Raw genomic sequence first — 19,469 nt, forward strand, 5'->3', positions numbered from 1 at the left:
GGAGTGACAGCAAAAAATTGCTTGAGGTGTTTTTAATTTTTTTAAGATTCAATCGTTCCACTTCCTACTAAAAGAATAGTTCCTTACATGCTTTCGACATTTCTATTTATTTTCCTTTATAAATATACAAGTGACCACATACATATAACATCCCGAGAACATCAGTGGTATAAAAGGCTTTTTTCGTTGCTGGTTCGTTTGGTTCAGTTGTATCGATTGAGTCTGATTTACCTGGAGTGGGTTGCGGTTTGTTTGATCTGGGACGGTTTACGGTAAAAAACGTGGGTGGTTTAGTTGGATTTTAGTTGGTTGTTGTGGATTCCGGCATTAATTTTGAGTCATAAGTGGTAGTTTGAGAGATTTAGTGGGAAGATTATTGCTGGCAATTTGGATTTATGGTTTTTAATTTGCATTTATGGTTTTTATTTCGGATTTACGGTTTTTAATCGAGATTTACGATTTTTAATTTGGATTTACGGTTTTTAAATGGGATTTACGGTTTTTAGCACTTTTTTAGAAAACTCGGCGATTGCCTAGCCTCCAGGCGACAGCAGAGCCATAGTTGCACTTATGCAGATAGGAAAGAATTTTAAAACCCCGGGTACAAACTGCACCCGGGATCCCCCTACGAAACCGGTATTTTCAACGTCTGCCCAATAGAGAGCGCATCGCTTGTCAGGTTATTTGCTGTTTTAATGCTTGTAACTGTTGTATTGTAACGAGACGCAATGCCCCACAAGCTATCACCCGCTACAACTGTATACGTCACAACGTTCGTAGGTATTTTTAAAACTTGGCCAACATAGATTGTATCCGTTGTTAGATTGTTTGCTGTTTTGATTGCTGTTACAGTTGTGTTATTTCGCTGGGCGATTGCTGAGAGTGAATCGCCAGCAACAACTGTGTAACTTGTTGTGTAGGTTGGTGCAGTGGCGCCGGTAGTTGGGGTCGTTTCAGTGGTCGGCGTCGCATTACCAGTCTGACCGCCTGTTTCAGTAGTAGTTACCTTCACATCACCACTCACCAAGTTATCCACAGGTAACCTTAAAACCTGCCCCACATATAGCGATTCCGACGTTAACCCGTTCACTTTTTTCACAGAATCAACTGTTGTGTTATTCCTATTTGCAATTGCCCACAGACTATCCCCAGCTACAACTGTATAGGTTTTGTACTCCGGAGCAGTGTACACAGGTGATACCACCGGAACCGTGTTCGGCAGCGTAGTTGTATAACTGCTCCAGACATTCTTATTTTCCTGTCCGAGGCTCCAGTTTCCAACTCCCCGGATATTGTATTTACTCACAAGCTCCAGCTTATGACGGATTGATTCTTCATTTTCAAACCAAATCGTGTACGTGCCAGGTGCCAGCGCTTGTCCTCCAACATAAGTGACAGGGTCGCCTGCCTTAATCGTAATTGATGCTTTTGGTGTCTTACTAATTTCATCAAAAACAACGGTTCCATTATATCTGTGGATAAGTGTTTCTACCTGCGAATTCGAGATTCCAAATCCACCATAGCTTTGCCCTTCTATCCAATAGCGTCCAAAGTGAGCGATACCAAGCACAACTTTATCGGGCGCTACGTTTTGAGCAAGCGCATATTGAACTGATTTTTCAACCCAAGAATGGCTCGCAACTGAGCCCGGGTCGCCTCCTTGGTAACTTTCATCATAAGCCATAATCATTAGATAGTCTGCGTATTTGGCAAGCTCTGTGTAGTCATACGAACCATGCCATCCTGCATCCCAGCCGTTCGGGTTTGCTGCGACCGCAACTGACACTTCTTTAGTAGACGGGATTAATGTCCGGAGCAACCGTACAAATTCTGTATAGTTTTCACGGTCGGCATCAGTGACATTTTCAATATCAACGTTTACCCCATCCAGATTGTAGCGAGCAATTGCGTCTGCAATCTGTTGTGCAGCGAGCTCTTTATTTTGAAGCATGGCACGTCCTACTTCACGATTCCAGTGGTTGCTTAAAAATGGAACGACTCTAATTCCTTGTCGGTGCATCGATTCGATAAAATTCCGGTCAACTTGATAGGTGAGTTTTAACGTTCCGTCTGCATTAATATCAAAATAACTTGGTGACACGATGTTGACGGCGTGGCCCGTTCCACTCACTGTATTGACGTATTCCTTTGTATTTCCAAAGTACATATAACCTAGATTGACCACTTCACTTGCTGTTATAGGTAACCGTAGTGTCTGGTTGGCCTGAATAACATCGGACGAAAGATTATTAAGTGTCATTAACGAATCGACTGTTGTGTTATAGCGTTTTGCAATTGCGTATAGGGAGTCGCCGGCTGTTACCGTATAAGTACTCAAGCTGACACTAGTCAATTCACTTGTATTTCCTGCACGGTCGGTTTGTCTTACAGATGCCGAGTCGACGTTTGATACTCGATCAACAAACACGTCCACCGAATAAAAGCCAAACTCATTTGCCTTAGCGATTCGAGTTACCAGTACATTTTCAGCAGGGTCATTGAGGGTAACTTCAATTTGAGCATTTGCCTCCGCAGTTCCAATCACCGTATAGATATACTGCAGGTTTTCATACCTGAACCCGTTTTTTGTGGCAACTGCATTTTCGACTACAGTATCTTTTTCAATCGTAGAAGCCTGTGCAATACTTCGGTTGCCCGCTCGATCAATTTGTCTTGCTTCAAAGGAAAGTGTTCCGTCCGCAAGTCCCGAGAGGTCAAATGCTCCGGTGAACGCACCATTTACTACTTGAGTTGTTTGCGTAATGGTTTTCGTACCATCGGTAATAACCATTTCAACGGTTGCTCCTTCTTCCACGCTTGACCCGGTAATGACATAGTTGCTTTGATTCAAAGTATTCACGAATTGCGGTGCAGTTGTAACAACTCCGGCTGGTGCTTTTGTATCCTTTTCAATAGTGAGTCCCGCTGGTTCACCGACATTTCCTGCGTTATCTGTTGCCCGGAATGACACGGTAAGCTCACCGTCATTTAATGTGCTAAAATCAAGGATTTCTTCAAAGCTTCCTTTTTCATCGGTTTCCATTGTTTTCGTTACTGTTCGGACACCGTCACTAACTACTATTTCTAATCTAGTATGAGGCTCGGTTGTACCCTTAAGTGGATATGTGAATACATTGCCGTTATAGATTGGAATCTTTGTTTCAAGGTTCACAGTTGTTGGTCCAACGGTATCTTTTATCAATGTTTTTGTAACCGACGGGCTCACGTTTCCAGCCTGATCAATCTGAGTGAATTCAAAAGAAATGTCTCCATCTGCAAAAGATGATAGATCAACTGGAATACTGTACTCTCCATTTTCATCAGCTGTACCAGTGGCTTTGAGCTCTTGTCCATCCGGGTTAAAAATACGAACCTGCACTTCTGTGTTATTTTCTGCTTTTCCAATGAGATTGTAAGCCGTTTGATTGCTTTGGTTGATAAAATCGTCATTATGAAAAATGGGTGCAGTTGGGCTTTCTGTATCTTTTTCAACAGAGATTGTTGCTTCTTGACTCGAGATGCCAGCAGCACTCGTTTGAAACGCCGATATCGTTAATGTTGTATCAATGAGCGGACTCACATCCACATTTACATGGTATTCACCGTTTTCATTCGTGGTTGTAGATGTAATAATATCTGGATTCACTCCATCAGATATCGTTATATCCACCGTTGTTCCTGGTTGCGCGTTACCAAAAATGCTGTACTGTGCAGCGCTCTGACTATTTATGATTTCGCTATTACTTATAACAGGTGGTGCCAACGTAGTTTCTTTTATAATCGTTGTTTCCTCGGTTGTGCTTCTGTTTCCATATTGGTCAATGGCATTGGCGGTGATTTTAATCTCGCCATCATTTAAAGTTCTCAAGTCGATAGTTGAGCGGAATTCTCCAGCTTCATTCGCTACTGCTCCAACCGTCACCTCAGGATTCACGCCATCTGATAGTACTAGCTGAACCGTTGAATTCGGATCAGCGATTCCCACCATTGTATAATTGCTTGCGTTCTTATTTGTCACTTCCTGTATTGGATTGAAAACAGGTTCCGCTGCAAATGTGTCTTTAATGATGGTTGCTGTAAAAGGGTCTGAACTATTTTTTGCAATGTCTGTACTAATTGCGGTTATTGTAATCGAACCGTCGTTTAGGCCCGTGATGTCAATGTTTGTACGGAATGCACCAGTGTTGTCAGTTGGTATTGTTTTTTCAATCGCCGGGTTCACTCCGTCAGTAGCCCTGATTGTGATAGTTGCACCAGGTTCAGCAGATCCCGTAACCGGGTATGCAGCCGCAGTTTGACTAGTAATTACTTGTTGTTCTACTAGTGCCGGAGTTGCAATTGTTGTGTCTTTCGTTAGAGACAGCTTTGTTATTCCACTCTCATTTCCAAAAGGATCCGTAGCTTTTGTGGTAACCGAAATAGTACCGTCCCGAAGTGCTTGTAGGTTAACAAATGTACTGAACTCTCCTCTTTCATTCGCAATTGCCTCTGTAGTAACCGGAGTGCTGACTCCATCTGAAAAAGTGAATTGAACTCTAGACCCAGGTTCGGCGGTTCCTTTTATCGGGTAAGCAAGAGTAGATTCTTTGTTGATCACCTTTGTATTGATGATGGTCGGCGCATCTGTTTTTGTGTCTTTTTTTAAGGTGGCTGTGCTCTCGTTACTCTTGTTTCCTGCTTGATCGGTTGCTGTTGCTTTTAACGTTAATGTTCCATCGTTAAGCTTTGAAGCGTCAATGGTTGCCTGGAATGCCCCGCTTTCGTTTGCCTTCACTTGTATGGAGAGTGGCGTATTGGTAGTGTCCGATAATGTTAACGTCACAAGTGCATTCGGTTCGGTTGTCCCTTTTACAGGTAGGCCGGTTTGATTCGCTGTTGTAACCGTTTGGATTGGTGCAAGAGTCGGAATAACCGGTGCAACTGTGTCAGCAGGTGGCGTTGGTTGGGTCGACGTTTGCTGTGTTGCTGGAATGATAAGTGTCTGGCCGACCACCAGGTTTGTTGTTGTTAAATTGTTTGCTGATTGGATTGCAGTTACGGTCGTGTTAAAATTCCTTGCAATTGCATACAGTGTGTCGCCAGGGACGACGGTATAGGTTGTCTTTTCTACTGGCACTGGTGCTGTTGTTTCTGGTGCCGTAGTCGACGCAGTTCCTGGAATCTTCAACACCTGGCCTATATTTAACGTGTTCGTTGTTAAATTATTAAGTGTTTTAATTTGATCAACAGTGGTGTTGAATTTAATAGAAATATTGTAAAGTGTATCCCCTGCGGCAACTGTGTAGTTTGTTGTCGGCGCAGGCTGAGTAGCTGTTTCTTCTACAGGTTGTTGAATAGTTTCCGTAACTGGTTGTTGAGCATCTGGTTGGACCTGCGGAATGCGTAAGGTTTGTCCAATGTTAAGGACATCAGTTGTTAGTTGATTAGTCGTTCTTATTTGATCAACTGTTATGTTATAGCGCTTTGCGATATTATACAAAGTATCTCCGGCACTAACTGTGTAAGTGAAAAATGGTAGTTTCAGCTGTTGACCAACGAAAATCATATCTGATTTAAGTCCGTTTACCAGCTTTAGTGATTCTACTGTTATGTTATAGCGTTTTGAGATTGCTAATAAAGTATCACCCGCTTTTACGGTATACGTATCATATTTATATGCTGGTTGCGTTTCTCCACTCGTTGTTTGAGCGCCAGCTATCGGTGCAGTTGCGCCTAAATATAAAGTTGTCACAAGCATTGAACCAGCAATAACTTTTGCTGCTTTAATTGGTACATTCGGAAATCGTTGCTTAATCAGTTCCCTCACCTGCACATTCAGGTCCTTTTTTTGCTTAGGAAAGCGCCCTAGCTCTGACGCAAACTCTGTCAATTGTTCGTCTACATATACAACCAATGTTAGGCCATTTTCATTTTTTTGAAGTTCATACCTTCTTATTTCCAAGCGAAACACCTCAACTTTTACCATTCTCTTTATCTCGTCTTAGTTTCTCAAGAACCTTACCAATCATTCCTTTTCTTAGAAAAACTATCTTATAATAGAGATATTAGACGTAAATAGGAGGAATACGGATGTTACATCACGTTGAAATATATGTTTCGAATTTGGAGGAATCGAAGAAGTTTTGGGGATGGTTATTAGGGGAATTAGGATATGTTGAGTATCAGAATTGGGATTCGGGAATCAGTTGGAAACAAGGAGATACGTATCTTGTATTTGTACAAGCGGAGGAGCGTTTCTTGGATATTCCATACCACCGCTGTCGAGTCGGGCTTAATCATTTAGCCTTTCATGCGACATCACGAAAGCAGGTCGATGAGATTACTCAGCAACTTCAGAAAAAAGGAATAACCATTCTATATGCAGATAAGACACCGTATGCGGGTGGTCCGGATTACTATGCTGTTTACTTTGAAGACCCTGACCGGATTAAGGTGGAGCTTGTGGCTCCTAAGGAAAATTAACTTAGTAGCTGGTATTTGATAAACTCAGAAACACCTGTGTTCAACGAGAGCACAGGTGTTTCTTACTTTTATACCGTCTTCTTAGAATGATATTGCGGCTCTCCATTCATTTGTGTCGGCAGCATCTGAATCGAATCAATCACACTATCAAGCTTCGTCTCAATACGATGAAGCAAATAAAATGTAACCACAACCGGAAACCCAACCTCCTGAATAAAAGGCAACCAACCCTCCATTTTTTAATCCTCCTCCCTATGAGCATGTTTTTGTCCACATATCCCACTTATCCACAATGGTGTCAGGCACCACAAAAATACAAAACAGCCATTTTGTCCTCCTGAGGTGGACACTCTATCTATAACCTTAGTAAATTACCAGAGCCAACTCCTTTTATAGAGTTGGCTCCTTATGTTCATTATGCAAGTTCAACTGGTTGTACGTTGCGCTCGACTACACGAGCTCCACGTTTTGATACGAGATCACCGCCTGCCGTTACAAATACGTTTGCAGTTAGGATAGTGTCCATTGCAGCGGATAACGCTACTGGATCAACTGGCTCAATCGGGCTTTCGATTGAAATCGTAGCTACTTTACCAGCTTCATTCGTAAATTGCATTTCTAATGTTTTCGCCATTAGTTAGGTCCTCCTTTCTTAAGTTTTTGATACGTATTACTCTCCTAAATAATGTTTGTCGTTACGTTCGATATCAACTAGTTCACGACTTTGAAGATCTGTTATTGCTCCAGCCACTGCATAAAGCTGGTCAGCTGTTGCAGTTACTTTGATGTTGTTATAGTTTTTGTTTTGATACTTCATCTCTCCGAACTCGTCTAACCCGTTTTCAAAAATCAAACGTAATTGTGAATCCTTAATTAACGATGTTGCCATGTCTCCCACCTCCTTTCACTATTGTTATAGTGAGTTAGGGGGTAAAAAGGGGCATCGGTTTTAAATTTTTTTAAAAAAATTTTTTATAGTAGGAATTTTATTGAAGCTAAAAAAGGAGAATCTACCGGAAATACTGTGGGTAATTTTAAAAAATTAAAAAAGACAAAAAAAAATACCTCCACTAGGGAGGATTCAAATATATAACAAAGGGGGAATACACTATTAATCTTGCCTTTTTTATTAAATTCTATACATCTATTTGAAAAAAAGTTATCCACAGGATATGTAATCTCGCAGTATAGCCAGGAAACACCTCGTAATTGAGCAATATTTTTTTCGATTGAACAATAACACTAGGAATTGAACAATAAATCAATTAATTGAACAATAATCTAAATAATTGAGCATTAACGCTATTACACCAACTCCCCAAAATTGCACAAGTTCCCCCAACCAACTCCTACAATATTTTCATAAAAGTGGAACATACTAATTAGGTAAATTGTATGTCCGTAATGATTGAGGTGTAAGGATGATTCCGCTTTTAGCTGTAAAATACAATCTTGCCTATTTTATATTTTCATTATTTATTGCATTTTCATCTTCGATTGTTTGTTTTGGAATGGTCATAAATATTTTACCTAGGACTACTAAACTGACACGATTTCTCTGGCTTTTACTCGCTTCCTTTACGCTGGGCTTAGGAACATGGACTACTCATTTTATAGGTATTAGAGCGATGAAGCATTTGTCTATTATGGCCTTTAATATACCTATATTAGTTGCTTCACTAGTAGTCATTATCATTACTAGTTTTATCGGCATTATTATTCTTCACCGAAGTTCACATTCCTATATTACGGCCGGTATTACATTCGCGATTGGGATAAGCGCTATGCATTATTTAGGTATGTATGCATACCATACTCTGTTCATTTCAATAACTGACAAGTGGTTTCTTACCGGAGTTCTGCTTGGTACTCTTTTATCTTGTATAGGCTGTTATCTTTTTTCCAGAGCCAATAGACAAGAGTTTGAGTATAATACGGCAATTACCATTGGTGTCTGGATTGGTTTTTCGATTGCGGCCATTCATTATATTTCAATGAACGGTAATGAATATGTGATTACTAATGATAGTGCTCATGTAATTAACATCAATGAGATCGTTTCCTTCGTCATCCTTAGTGTTTTACTTCTGATGGTCATTGGAATTCTAACTACCTACTATCAACAAAAGCTATTTAGCCAAAATGATAAACTGCGAAATCAGGAACTTTACTATAAATCACTTTATGATTTAAACCCTGATGCAATCATAATGATGGATACAAACGGGGTCATTAACAAATTGAATGAGGCAGCAGAAATTTTATCCGGGTATAAGATAAGTGAGGTACTGGGAACCTCTTTCCACAGATTTATTTATGATAAAGATATGGGATACCTGAATCGACAGTTTCAAAGGGCTCTAGACGGAAAAGTTGTTGAAAGTGAAGTTAAAATGTATACCCGTAAAGGAGAACTTCGGGACATTTTTGTGAAGACTATTCCCATTGAAGTCGAGTCGAAGGTCGTTGGAGTGTATGGCGTCATAAGAGATATAACCGATTTCAATAAAAATTTGGCAGCACTACAGGATGCGGAAAGTCGTTATCGGTCTATTGTTGAGGAGTCTTTTGTAGGTGTCTTTGTTATTCAAAATGAACGAATTATCTTTGCGAATGCCATGATGGGTACGATGTTTGGTTACCATGTCGATGAGCTTTTAAAGCTTACGTATTGGGATATTATTGCAGAGGAAGATCATGATTATTTGAGACACCGTATTTCAAATCGAATCAAGGATAATCGTAAGTTTGAGCATTACGAGTTAAGAGGAAAACAGAAAAATGGCGACTATTTTTATATAAAAGCGCATTCGTCAGAAACAAGCTACAACACTGAACCAGCAATTATGTGTAGTGTTGTCGATGTAACCGAACAGGTTACATCTATGGAAAAGGTTGAATTCATGGCCTACCATGACCCACTAACAAATTTACCAAATCAACGAAAATTAGTAGCGGACCTTACTGAACTTGTTGAAAACAGTATACCTTTTAGTCTCATTTTTCTAGATCTAAATGAGTTCAAGAAGACTAATGATCGGTATGGTCATCTAGCTGGAGATGAAGTTCTACGTGTGGTTGCGAAACGAATTACTGATACGAACCATGGTAAAAAGGCTTACCATATCGGCGGCGATGAATTCGTAATTTATTATCCTACTATAGAGAATGAAACAGTCAAAGAAGCTGCAAATCAGATTGCTCAACGTATTCGCCAACCCATTTTGTATGAAAACTATGAACTACAGGTGTACGCTAGTCTCGGTGTTGCAAATTATCCTCACGATGCGAAAACGATTAAAGATTTACTTAGAAGAGCAGACCTTGCAATGTATGCATCAAAAGAGAAACAAGGTAGTGAGCTTGTATTTTATCAAGAAAATCTCTTGGCTGCAGTTGAAGAACGATTTTTGCTGGAGCAAGACTTAAAAGAAGCACTCGAAAAAAAGCAATTTGAGCTGTTTTATCAGCCACAAGTAGATATTCATACAGGAAAATTGAGTGGTGCCGAAGCATTGGTACGATGGAACCATCCGACAAAAGGGTTATTGCCTCCTGCACAATTTATTCACGTTTTAGAAGAGACCGGGTTAATTATTGATGTTGGTGAGTGGGTTATTGCCGAGGTTTTTAAAGCGATCCGGCAGTGGGAGGACGAGGGTTTATATATCCCCGGAGTGTCTGTTAATATCTCTGCAAAACATTTCGATAAACATAATTTATATCAGGCCATACAAGATACCAATAAGGAGCACCAAAGCTGCTTGAAAAAGCTCGATGTTGAAATTACAGAGAGTGCTATGATCGACCTGGAGAAATCCATTGATACGTTGCAAAAGCTGAAAGAAATCGGAGTTTCGATTAGCTTGGACGACTTTGGTACAGGCTATAGTTCACTCAGTGTACTCCACCGCTTGCCCATTGATTGTGTAAAAATCGATCGTTCTTTTATTAAGAATTTTGATAAGGATTCGAAGGTTGTGATTCAAATGATACTTAATCTGGCCAAGAACTTGCACGTAAAGGTAATCGCAGAAGGAATAGAAAAGAAAGAGCAAATTGATTTCCTCATTAAAGAAGGCTGCGATTTCGGACAAGGCTACTATTACAGCATGCCGCTTCCTAAGAGAGAATTTGAAGAGAAATGGTTGAAGCAGAGTTCTAGTGGAACAGCTTAGATAGAAGGCTGTACTTAATTCTAGCAGAAAAACATAGATGGAAGGCGGTACTGAGGTTTTAATGGAACAACTTAGACAGAAGCTTTAGCCAACCGAAAAAAGATATCCACAGGGGTATGCTTAGTGTGGTACCCCAGACTATTCCAATTGCTAACCGATTTGTTTTTTCCTCCATCATGGACAAATCCCTTCTTCCTGCGTTAGCCTTTCCTCCATTATAAAGGATAAGTAAACACAGGTTAGTACAAACAGCAAGACAAATTAAGGCAAACTCCTCTATTGGTATTGCCGAGATTTGTAACATTTAACCGGTATTTGTAAGGGGATTTTCAAATTTTGTGATTGGAATGTATTTCTGTGGTGTCGTTTTGTATTTCTGTGGTGTCAGGCACCACAGAAATACACTTTCACCATTTTGTCCACCTCAGGTGGATACTTTGATATTAGAAAACTCGGCGATTGCTGAGCCTTTAGGCGACAGGAGAGCCGTAGTTGCACTTATTCAGATAGGAAAGAATTTTATACTTTAATACAGTAATGCTTTTCTAACTGCTAAATAAAAGCTTGCACCGTATATGGTGCAAGCTTCCTTTGATTAGTGTTTGTGATTGTGTGATGTGGTCTATGTTAATTCCATAGTTCTCTTTGGGATGTGGTAATGGCGGTAGCTCCGGCGTTAAGTGCTTTTTCGATGTCTTCTTTTGTGCGAATGAAGCCGCCTGCGAGGACTGGTGTTTGTAGGTGCTCCTTTACTTCTTTGATCAGCCATGGCATCGCGCCGGGGAGGACTTCTATGTAATCTGGTTTGGTTTTTTCAATTAAAGCATAACTTTTCTCAAGGGCATGGGAATCAAGTAGAAATATTCGTTGGATTGCCAGTACACCTTTTTGTTTGGCCTTTTTTATCACACTCGACTTTGTAGAGATTAATCCATAGGGTTTGAATTCCTGGCAGATAAATTCAGTTGCGTAATCATCATTTTTAATACCATGAATCATATCTACATGGTATATCATCTTTTTTCCATGGTCGTTAGCCATTTTATTTATATGTTTCATTTGTGAGATATGAGTTTCTAAATAGACGCCAATTTCAAACTTACTAGTAAGAAACGATTCAAACTCTTTCATAGTTGTTGAAGCCGGCAATATCTTTTGATCCATTTTTACTTCCCTCTTTCATGCATACTCATGCCTAGTATACACTACTTTCGGTCAAGTTCCTCCATGTCTTCCTTATGAACCAAGGACACTTTTCCTGTTTCAACGTTTTGAATTTCACAAAATCCAGTTTCGTAAACGTGCAGGATTTCATAAATCTCTTCTCTATACAGCACCGTCATTCCTCGATTCATACTCCACTCTCCTACCATTCACTTTATAGTTTGTATAGTTTAACTTACAAAAAATACCAGTGCGTTAGTAAAAAAAGACCCTACCAAAAAGTAGGGTAAAGAGAGAAAAAATTCTACAGGTAAAAATTTATAGTACATTGTAGAGAACCCCATATTCTACTACAATAACTAACAATAAGAAAAAAATATTGGATTAACAAGATAGTATGTACTGTTTATTAGTAGAAATATCTTATATTTATATAGTACCAAGGTATTAGCAATTTGTATATTGGGAAAATAGGGTCAATTTTGTATCAATATTTGCTATGTTTTTAGAGTAACTTTCCCAACAGGAGTTTTTGGATTTATGTCGAATATTATAAAGTTATACTTTTTTTCAGCTCTTCCATCTGGTTTTTTGTCGGAATTTGTCAATTAAAACCCTTACATTTCTACCAAATTTCCCCATATTCTGCGTTTCGGACATGCTATCCTATCATTATTACGTTATTGCACTTATAAATATTAGAAAAGGCAAAGTCTATGAAAATAGGTGACGCAAAGCTATAGGGACTACGTCATTACGATATGTCAGCCAGCTACCTTCAGAAAAACCACACCTTGATACTAGAGGTTTGCGAGTACTTTTATGGAGGGATTAGATTTATGCCATATTATACCTTTAAAGAAATTTGGACACCTTTGAAATTAGTAGGCGTCCGTTTTTACCGACGTATGGAAGATCGCATTTTGTTCGTAAAGTATGGAAACGGGCCTCGTCGTCCCATTTTAACAAGATTTAATTAATTGGTCTGTAGCGTATGCTTCAGCTTTTTTTATGGGTAAATATCGCGAAGATAATGCCAGACTAGGCGGAAAGATGTATGTAACATTGCCTCTACATTAATTCTGTCAAAACCTGTTTGTTATCAGGAATAGGACAACTCTCCAAGGGCATATCCATATTAGTAAACAAGCTTAAGGAGGCTTTGTTTGCTTATGAGACGAAGACGAGGTCTACCATTGCCATTGCCACTGCCAATAATATTGCTCTTTATAGGAGTTCTTGTACTATTTATATTTGCAATATCTTTATTCCGATCTTCCCCAGAGGACGAAGCAAAGGATCTGGTGGCCGAGTTTTATGAATATGAACAAGACGCTGATTTCGGGAGTTCATGGGAATTGTTTCATCCACTGATGAAGGAGAAATTTACGAAGAGTGACTATATCCAGCAACGAAATCACGTTTTCGTTGGCCACTTTGGAACAGATACTTTCCAATATACAGTAGGTGAAGTTGAAGAGGTAGACTCTTGGAAAATGACTAAAAATGCTATCACCTTAAAAAATGTCTACAAAGTACCCATCACCCAAACCTATAAAAGTACCTATGGCACCTTCACCATCCACCAGGACATCTTCGTCACCCAAGAAAAAGACGAATGGACAGTGCTCTGGTCGTACCAATAATAGGCATGTCTCTGTACACAGTTTCCACACTATCCACAATGGTGTCAGGCACCATAGAAATACACTCAGGGTCATTTGTCCACCTCAGACGGACAGTGGTGAAAAAACCTCTATTCACCTATGAGGCGTTCGCAAAGCTGCAACTCAACATAAGAGCCTGGTCCCCACTAAAATACGGGGGCCAGGCTCTTTTTATTCACGAAATTGTTCACTGCATATACGCGTTATAAAAACGTGTCATAGCTACTGCAAATTCACCACGGGTTACCTTTTCCGTTGGGCTGAATGTTGCCGTTACTTTTGGTTTTAAGTCAAACGGCCCCTGCGACACAGAAAACTTTGCGTTTAGAATATTTAAGTCCAATGCTAACTGAACATATCCCTTTAACTCTGCTGGTATAGTACCGGCATCATCAATTTTCACTCTTTCATCTTTATACTGGACCGTAATTTCCCCTGTCCCGAGTTCCTTCGCTTCGTTTTCCAATCCAAGCGTCTGAACAAGAGAATAGGCTAGTTCTGCCCTTGTTACAGCATCTTTTGGTGCAAACTTACCGGTTGAGCGAGGTAGCATCACGCCGTTTTGGACCTGTTTCCCATCTCTAAACGCAGCCCCTTTCGCTACAACTGCTTCCACAAAAGCAAGGTCAACAGCAGATACATCACTAAAGGTAGCTGAAGTAGGCAAAGCTTGTCGCACCTCTCCGCCCATAACTAAGTATTTTGCAAGGTCTTTCCTTGTTAACGCCGCATCCGGCTTAAAGGTTCCATTTGCATATCCATCAAATAAGCGTTCTTCTACACCGAGCTTAATTGCACCTGCAGCAGGATGACCTTCTATATCATTTAACCCCAAGAACCCGCTCACCTGCGTGAATGCCAATGACCCATTAACCGTTTCAGGCAAGCCGATTCCAATTGGATTTAATTCATGCCCCTTCAACCCACGGAGCTCCGCTTTCCACGCTCCTGCAACAGGTGAACTTACCGTAACTGTTCGATCAGGGTAAAGTGTGAACAGCAAGCTCACACCTGAACTGTACTCCGTACCATCTGGAGCAATTAATACGAGATTAAGAGGATTTCCCGTTTGTCCTAGCAGCCCGTACGTATTAATTTTTGCGGTAAGGCTAGAGACCCCATCTTCAACCGTAAATTCATACTGATTTTTCGATAAAAATGTTAGAGGATTGTAAGTTACTTGAAAATCACTGCGGGTTGTTGAACTCTCTACACTGCTTGAGAATGCTTGATTTTGGTTAACTGTTTCTCCATAGCTTTTTTCATTATATACAGAATCAACTGCCGCATACGCATTCACATATCCAGCACCAACCTCCCAAGGCCCATAGCCTGGCATATTTGTTGCTGTTTCCTGAAGGATTTGTTTAATGTCATCAGGTGAGAGCAGCGGATCTGCCTCTAGTAAAAGTGCTGCGATCCCCGCTACATGTGGAGTTGCCATTGATGTCCCACTCATTACCGTGTAGAAAGGAACATGCGCGGGTTCTAACACTTCTAAATCCTGTTGAGCCGCGAGCAATGGTAGTGGAGATACCGCTCTAGTCGAAACAATATCCACTCCTGGTGCCGTTACTGTCGGACGGTCTTCCCATGTCCACTCCTTACCGTCCAATGTAAATGTACCGCCAACACCCTTCGTTCCTCGTGAAGAAAAGTCTGCAAGCGTACCATCCTTTTCACCCGCCGCAACCGATATCACCCATGGTGCCTTTGCGTATGGATTATGCGTATTTTCACCTGGCCCCTCATTACCAGCTGCAAAAAGCACGGTGATTCCTCTGTCATAGGCTTTTTTGCTTGCTAGATTAATAGGATGGTTCGGATCGAATTCTCCTGAAGACCCCCATGAGTTTGTGATCACTCGAATGTTGTACTCTTCCTGATGTGTAATTGCATAGTCGAAGCCGCCAATTCCATCCAGTACGAATAGAGCTGCTCCTGATCCATAACCGATTAAATCTGCTCCAGGTGCTACTCCTTCGTATTTACCTCCAGATTTTGCTCCAGTCCCGCCAACTGTTCCTGCTACGTGCGTACCATGACCTGAACTGGTATCTGTGCTTGGTACATTTTCTAAGTATGTAACTGGCAGTACCCCTGGTGCTAATGCACTTAGATTTGTCGATGCAAGCACGTTTTGGACAAGGTTTTTACCAAACTCATGATCCTTATGAGTGCCATCAACACCACTATCGTTGACTACCACACCAACACCTTTTCCTGTAACAGGCAACCCGCCGTTCGCTCTGCGCATTTCGTCATCCGTACGAACCTTATCCACACCAGTTATATCTGTAGCAGTTTCGTTATAGAACTCTAGCTTGCTATTTAAATAGATTGAGTGAACCTCATCCAGTTCTGCAAGCTTTTGCAACTGGTCCTTTGTCGCAATAATCCCGGCAATCGGTAGGGATTGCATTGCCAAACCTATGTCAATTCCGAGGTCGTTTAGGATATCTAGTTGATTCTGCTTGGGTGCACCATCGCCATCAAATGTGACAATAGCCTGTAAAGAACCAACCGTGTCCCATGCCTTTTCTAGTAATGGGTCAATAATCACCGAATTAGCCTCAACAGCCTGCGCTGACTGACTCCCTGTAAAAAATGCAGGTAGAACTAAAGATAAGGCCATAAGTACATAAAATAATTGTTTCATTTTCATACTCCCTTCGTGTTTGGAATCTATTTCCCCTAGGAAAGAGCTGCAAGATTACTAGATAGAAATTTACAGGTGGGTAGTTCCTGGTTTCTCCATCCTGTAAGGTATAAAACGTTTTTCCTAGGGCTTTTTCACTTACTATCATTATTGCGTGGTTATTCCACTTTTCCTATTACGCAAAGGTTGTAAAAATAGAGACTGCAGGGAGTATTATGGGTTATACGGAAGTAATAGAAGGTGAGGTTTTGGTAGTAGATTTGGATGGTTTTAGAGAAAATTTTTAAAAACTGCTACACGAGTGGGATTTATGTGAGTAATTCTTCTCTCTAAAACCGTTTACGATTTTTATTTTGGATTTATGGTTTTTATTTAACATTTACGATTTTTAATCGGAATTTACGGTTTTTAACAGCAATTTATGGTTTTTAGCAGAGATTTACGATTTTTAGCAAAAATCAGCCTCTCACATGCACTCACAAAAAAAACCGGCCCACAAACCGTGGCACCGGATTTCAACACTATAACTATAACCTACAAACCAAACGTTCCATTACCATTCGTCTGCATCGGAACAAGTTTGTTTTGCACCGCATAAATGACAACCTGCGATCTACTTTTCACATCAAACTTCTTAAAGATTTTACTCACATGAATTTTAACGGTTTTATCACTAATAAATAGTCGGTCTGCGATTTCTTTGTTGCTTAAACCTTCAACCAAGCATTGAAGCACTTCGTATTCGCGCTCTGTTAATGCATTGTCCTTTGTTTGTTCTTGTTGCTGCTGGTGGAAATTTAATAGCTTTTTCGTCATTGATGGGTGTATCACTGATTCCCCGCGTGCAACTGTACGGATCGCCTCAACCACTTGTTCTGACGGTGCGTCCTTTAGTAAGTATCCGTCTGCTCCCTCACGGATGGCTGACATAAAATATTCATCATGGCTGTGCATCGTTAATACTAAAATTTTCATAGAAGGAAACTGTTTTTTCAGGATTCCAGTTACCTCGACACCGTTTTTTTCCGGCATGTTAATATCCATTAACACTACATCCGGTTGGCAAACCGGAACCTTAGCAAGTGCATCGTCACCAGACACCGCCTCGCCCACAACTCGTATATCATCTTCCATTTCTAAAATATTACGAAGTCCATCTCGTAATACAGCATGGTCATCCACTAACATTAGCTTGATCAAAAGAATTACCTCCCTCTAGTCCCATTCGCGGAACAGTCAATGTAATATCTGTACCTTCGCCTTCTTTTGTATCAATTTGAAGTGTTGCATTAATTTTATCAGCTGCGTCATTCATATTCAGGATACCAAAATGAGGACTATTTTGTGCTTTGACCATTGCTTGGAATAACGAGAATCCCACTCCGTTGTCCTTGATTTTTAAAATAACCTGCTCCTTTTGATAACTTAGCAGCACTTCAATTTTTGATGCTTGTGCGTGCTTGATGGTGTTTTGCAAGCTTTCTTGAAAAATATCAAACAATTCTTTTTCAACCATTGAACTCAGTTGTTCTTCTTTACCACGGATATCGAAGGAGAACGAAATGGTATTATATTCATTTTTAATCACTTCGATTCGTTTTTCAATGGCGGCTGTTAGCCCGACACGCTCCGTTACATATGGTCGAAGCTCGTAAATGGATTCCCTGACTTCTTTTAGACTCAGTCGGAGCTTATCCATACTTTCTTGAATCAGCTTTCTTGTTTCATCAGGATTGCGATCGAATTTCCGTCTTGCGGTTTCCAGTTTCATAACTGCTCCAGCCAAAGTTTGCGCAATTCCGTCATGAATGCCCCTTGCAATCCGGTTTCGTTCTTCTAAAATAATCCGTTTTTCCTGTTCCTCTATTAAAAGTCTAGTTTTTACAGCAACTGCCAGCTGGTTAGACAGCGTTGCGAGAGAGTGAATTTCGTCATCCTCAAAGCTTTTAACACGGCTTTTTGCTACAACTAACATTCCAATAGTTTCATCCTCAACTACCATCGGAGAATAGATGAAAGCCTTCATATCTTTTTTAAAAAACTCATCAATCGGTCCAATTTTTTTAACACGATCTTGATACACGATCGGTTGCTTTTTTCCATCAAACCTTGCCAGAGCCTCACCTGATAATTGCTCACTAGGAGTAACCCTTCCATCTGAATAGAGAATTTTCCAGCGCCCATTCTCCTTAATCCACAGGATAATTGCCTGTACATCAACGATTTGTGGAAATGAGCTTTTAAAGGTTTCAATCCAATCATTTGTATGAATTTTTTTATTAACCCCTGTTGTAATTGAAAAAAGTGCATTTAATCGTCTTTTTTCATTATTTAAGTTTGAAATAACTGAATACAAAAGAGCGACTGCTACTAATGGTGAAAAGAAGAAGAACAATGAAAATTCATTAACTCTGCCCTCTGTTTGCGCTTTAAGAACAAAGATTAACACCCCATATAATGTAGAAACTAAGGCACTTCCAAACTCAGTAACGGTCTTTGATTTAAAGAAATCCATTGTATATGGCTGTGGACGTATTAACAAAACGATATCCACAATTACATTGTTTAAGATATAAAAAATGCTTAAGAATACTAGATAATTAGTAATTCCTGAAAGAATATCGGAGTTAGTAAATATGGTATAACCAAGATCAAAGTGTTTAACAATTAGTTCTGCAAAAAAGAAACTTATAACTAGTTGGGCTGGATTAAATAATACTGTTCGTAGTGGTCTATGATGAAGAAAGTTGAAAAGTAAGACAATGGCTGCATAAATTATAATTGGATACGCCGTTCCAAAGAACGCGTACATTACAAATAGAAACGGGAATGAGATCGTTGTGTGCCCACGTAATAATGGAATCGGGTAGTGCTCACATAAAGCTAAAAAGACAGTAAGTATAAGTAAAATAACAATTTCATCTGTCGGCTCTATCCCTATAAATGAACTGGCAACAATCGCCCACCCAAGTATCGCAATCAAGCCCATATAAAATTTTGCAAAGTCCTCTCTCTTTTGGGAGGACACCGTCGAAAGCTTCACTAGCTCCCTCCTCACCCTACGGTCAGTAATTTATATGTAATCTCTAATTTTCCTACCTATTTTAACTTAATATTATATGTATGGTGGAAAAATAACAAACATAAAATACCCACGTTTACAGTCTTGTTAGTATTTACCTGATGATGATTAGAAAACTCGGCGATTGCCGAGCCGTTAGGCGTCAGCAGAGCCGTAGTTGCACTTATGCAGATAGGAAAGAATTTTATACTCCCTCATTAAAGTAACGTTTTTCTCTTGTTTTCTTCGTTTTTCTCAGTATTTTATATTCATGAAGA

Annotated in this window: 12 protein-coding genes and 1 riboswitch; of the genes, 3 read left to right on the forward strand and 9 right to left on the reverse strand. The window is 40.1% G+C overall.

The window, feature by feature from the left end:
* Positions 1–625: 625 nt before the first annotated feature.
* Complete coding sequence (locus AB3M96_RS18170; RefSeq protein WP_412969053.1) at positions 626–5,965, reverse strand: LysM peptidoglycan-binding domain-containing protein; 5,340 nt, start codon at positions 5,963–5,965, stop codon at positions 626–628.
* A gap of 104 nt (positions 5,966–6,069) precedes the next feature.
* Here AB3M96_RS18170 and AB3M96_RS18175 point away from each other — a divergent pair, with 104 nt between their 5' ends.
* Positions 6,070–6,462, forward strand: a complete 393-nt coding sequence (locus AB3M96_RS18175; RefSeq protein ID WP_412969054.1) for a VOC family protein — start codon at positions 6,070–6,072, stop codon at positions 6,460–6,462.
* 68 nt (positions 6,463–6,530) lie between these two features.
* Here AB3M96_RS18175 and AB3M96_RS18180 read toward each other — a convergent pair whose 3' ends face one another.
* The 3 genes from AB3M96_RS18180 to AB3M96_RS18190 form a co-directional block, all read right to left on the reverse strand.
* A complete protein-coding gene (locus AB3M96_RS18180; protein WP_412969055.1) occupies positions 6,531–6,698 on the reverse strand; it encodes a YvrJ family protein in 168 nt (55 codons plus the stop codon).
* A 179-nt stretch (positions 6,699–6,877) separates the two neighbouring features.
* Entirely contained in the window at positions 6,878–7,096 is a 219-nt protein-coding gene (locus tag AB3M96_RS18185) for a DUF2922 domain-containing protein (RefSeq protein WP_412969056.1), read from the reverse strand.
* Positions 7,097–7,132: 36 nt separating this feature from the next.
* On the reverse strand, positions 7,133–7,351 hold the full coding sequence (locus AB3M96_RS18190) for a DUF1659 domain-containing protein (protein WP_412969057.1): 219 nt from the start codon (positions 7,349–7,351) through the stop codon (positions 7,133–7,135).
* Positions 7,352–7,883: 532 nt separating this feature from the next.
* Here AB3M96_RS18190 and AB3M96_RS18195 point away from each other — a divergent pair.
* A complete protein-coding gene (locus AB3M96_RS18195) occupies positions 7,884–10,640 on the forward strand; it encodes an EAL domain-containing protein (RefSeq protein ID WP_412969058.1) in 2,757 nt (918 codons plus the stop codon).
* A gap of 627 nt (positions 10,641–11,267) precedes the next feature.
* Here AB3M96_RS18195 and AB3M96_RS18200 read toward each other — a convergent pair.
* Both AB3M96_RS18200 and AB3M96_RS18205 read right to left on the reverse strand, forming a co-directional pair.
* Positions 11,268–11,804: a glycerol-3-phosphate responsive antiterminator gene (locus AB3M96_RS18200; protein ID WP_412969059.1), complete on the reverse strand. Its 537-nt coding sequence runs from the start codon at positions 11,802–11,804 to the stop codon at positions 11,268–11,270.
* Between the two features lie 41 nt (positions 11,805–11,845).
* Positions 11,846–11,995, reverse strand: a complete 150-nt coding sequence (locus tag AB3M96_RS18205; RefSeq protein ID WP_412969060.1) for a hypothetical protein — start codon at positions 11,993–11,995, stop codon at positions 11,846–11,848.
* A gap of 505 nt (positions 11,996–12,500) precedes the next feature.
* Positions 12,501–12,584, forward strand: a riboswitch (cyclic di-GMP riboswitch).
* 392 nt (positions 12,585–12,976) lie between these two features.
* On the opposite strand from AB3M96_RS18205, the gene AB3M96_RS18210 reads away from it, so the two are divergent.
* On the forward strand, positions 12,977–13,450 hold the full coding sequence (locus AB3M96_RS18210) for a hypothetical protein (protein ID WP_412969061.1): 474 nt from the start codon (positions 12,977–12,979) through the stop codon (positions 13,448–13,450).
* A gap of 208 nt (positions 13,451–13,658) precedes the next feature.
* On the opposite strand, the gene AB3M96_RS18215 is transcribed toward AB3M96_RS18210, so the two are convergent.
* The 3 genes from AB3M96_RS18215 to AB3M96_RS18225 form a co-directional block, all read right to left on the reverse strand.
* Entirely contained in the window at positions 13,659–16,130 is a 2,472-nt protein-coding gene (locus AB3M96_RS18215) for a S8 family serine peptidase (RefSeq protein ID WP_412969062.1), read from the reverse strand.
* Between the two features lie 534 nt (positions 16,131–16,664).
* Complete coding sequence (locus AB3M96_RS18220; protein ID WP_412969063.1) at positions 16,665–17,330, reverse strand: response regulator; 666 nt, start codon at positions 17,328–17,330, stop codon at positions 16,665–16,667.
* On the reverse strand, positions 17,305–19,173 hold the full coding sequence (locus AB3M96_RS18225) for a GAF domain-containing sensor histidine kinase (protein WP_412969064.1): 1,869 nt from the start codon (positions 19,171–19,173) through the stop codon (positions 17,305–17,307). Before AB3M96_RS18225 ends, AB3M96_RS18220 begins: the two co-directional genes overlap by 26 nt.
* Between the last annotated feature and the right edge of the window lie 296 nt (positions 19,174–19,469).

The sequence above is a fragment of the Ferdinandcohnia jepli genome, assembly GCF_047246645.1.
In the GTDB taxonomy this organism is placed as follows: domain Bacteria; phylum Bacillota; class Bacilli; order Bacillales; family Bacillaceae_L; genus Ferdinandcohnia.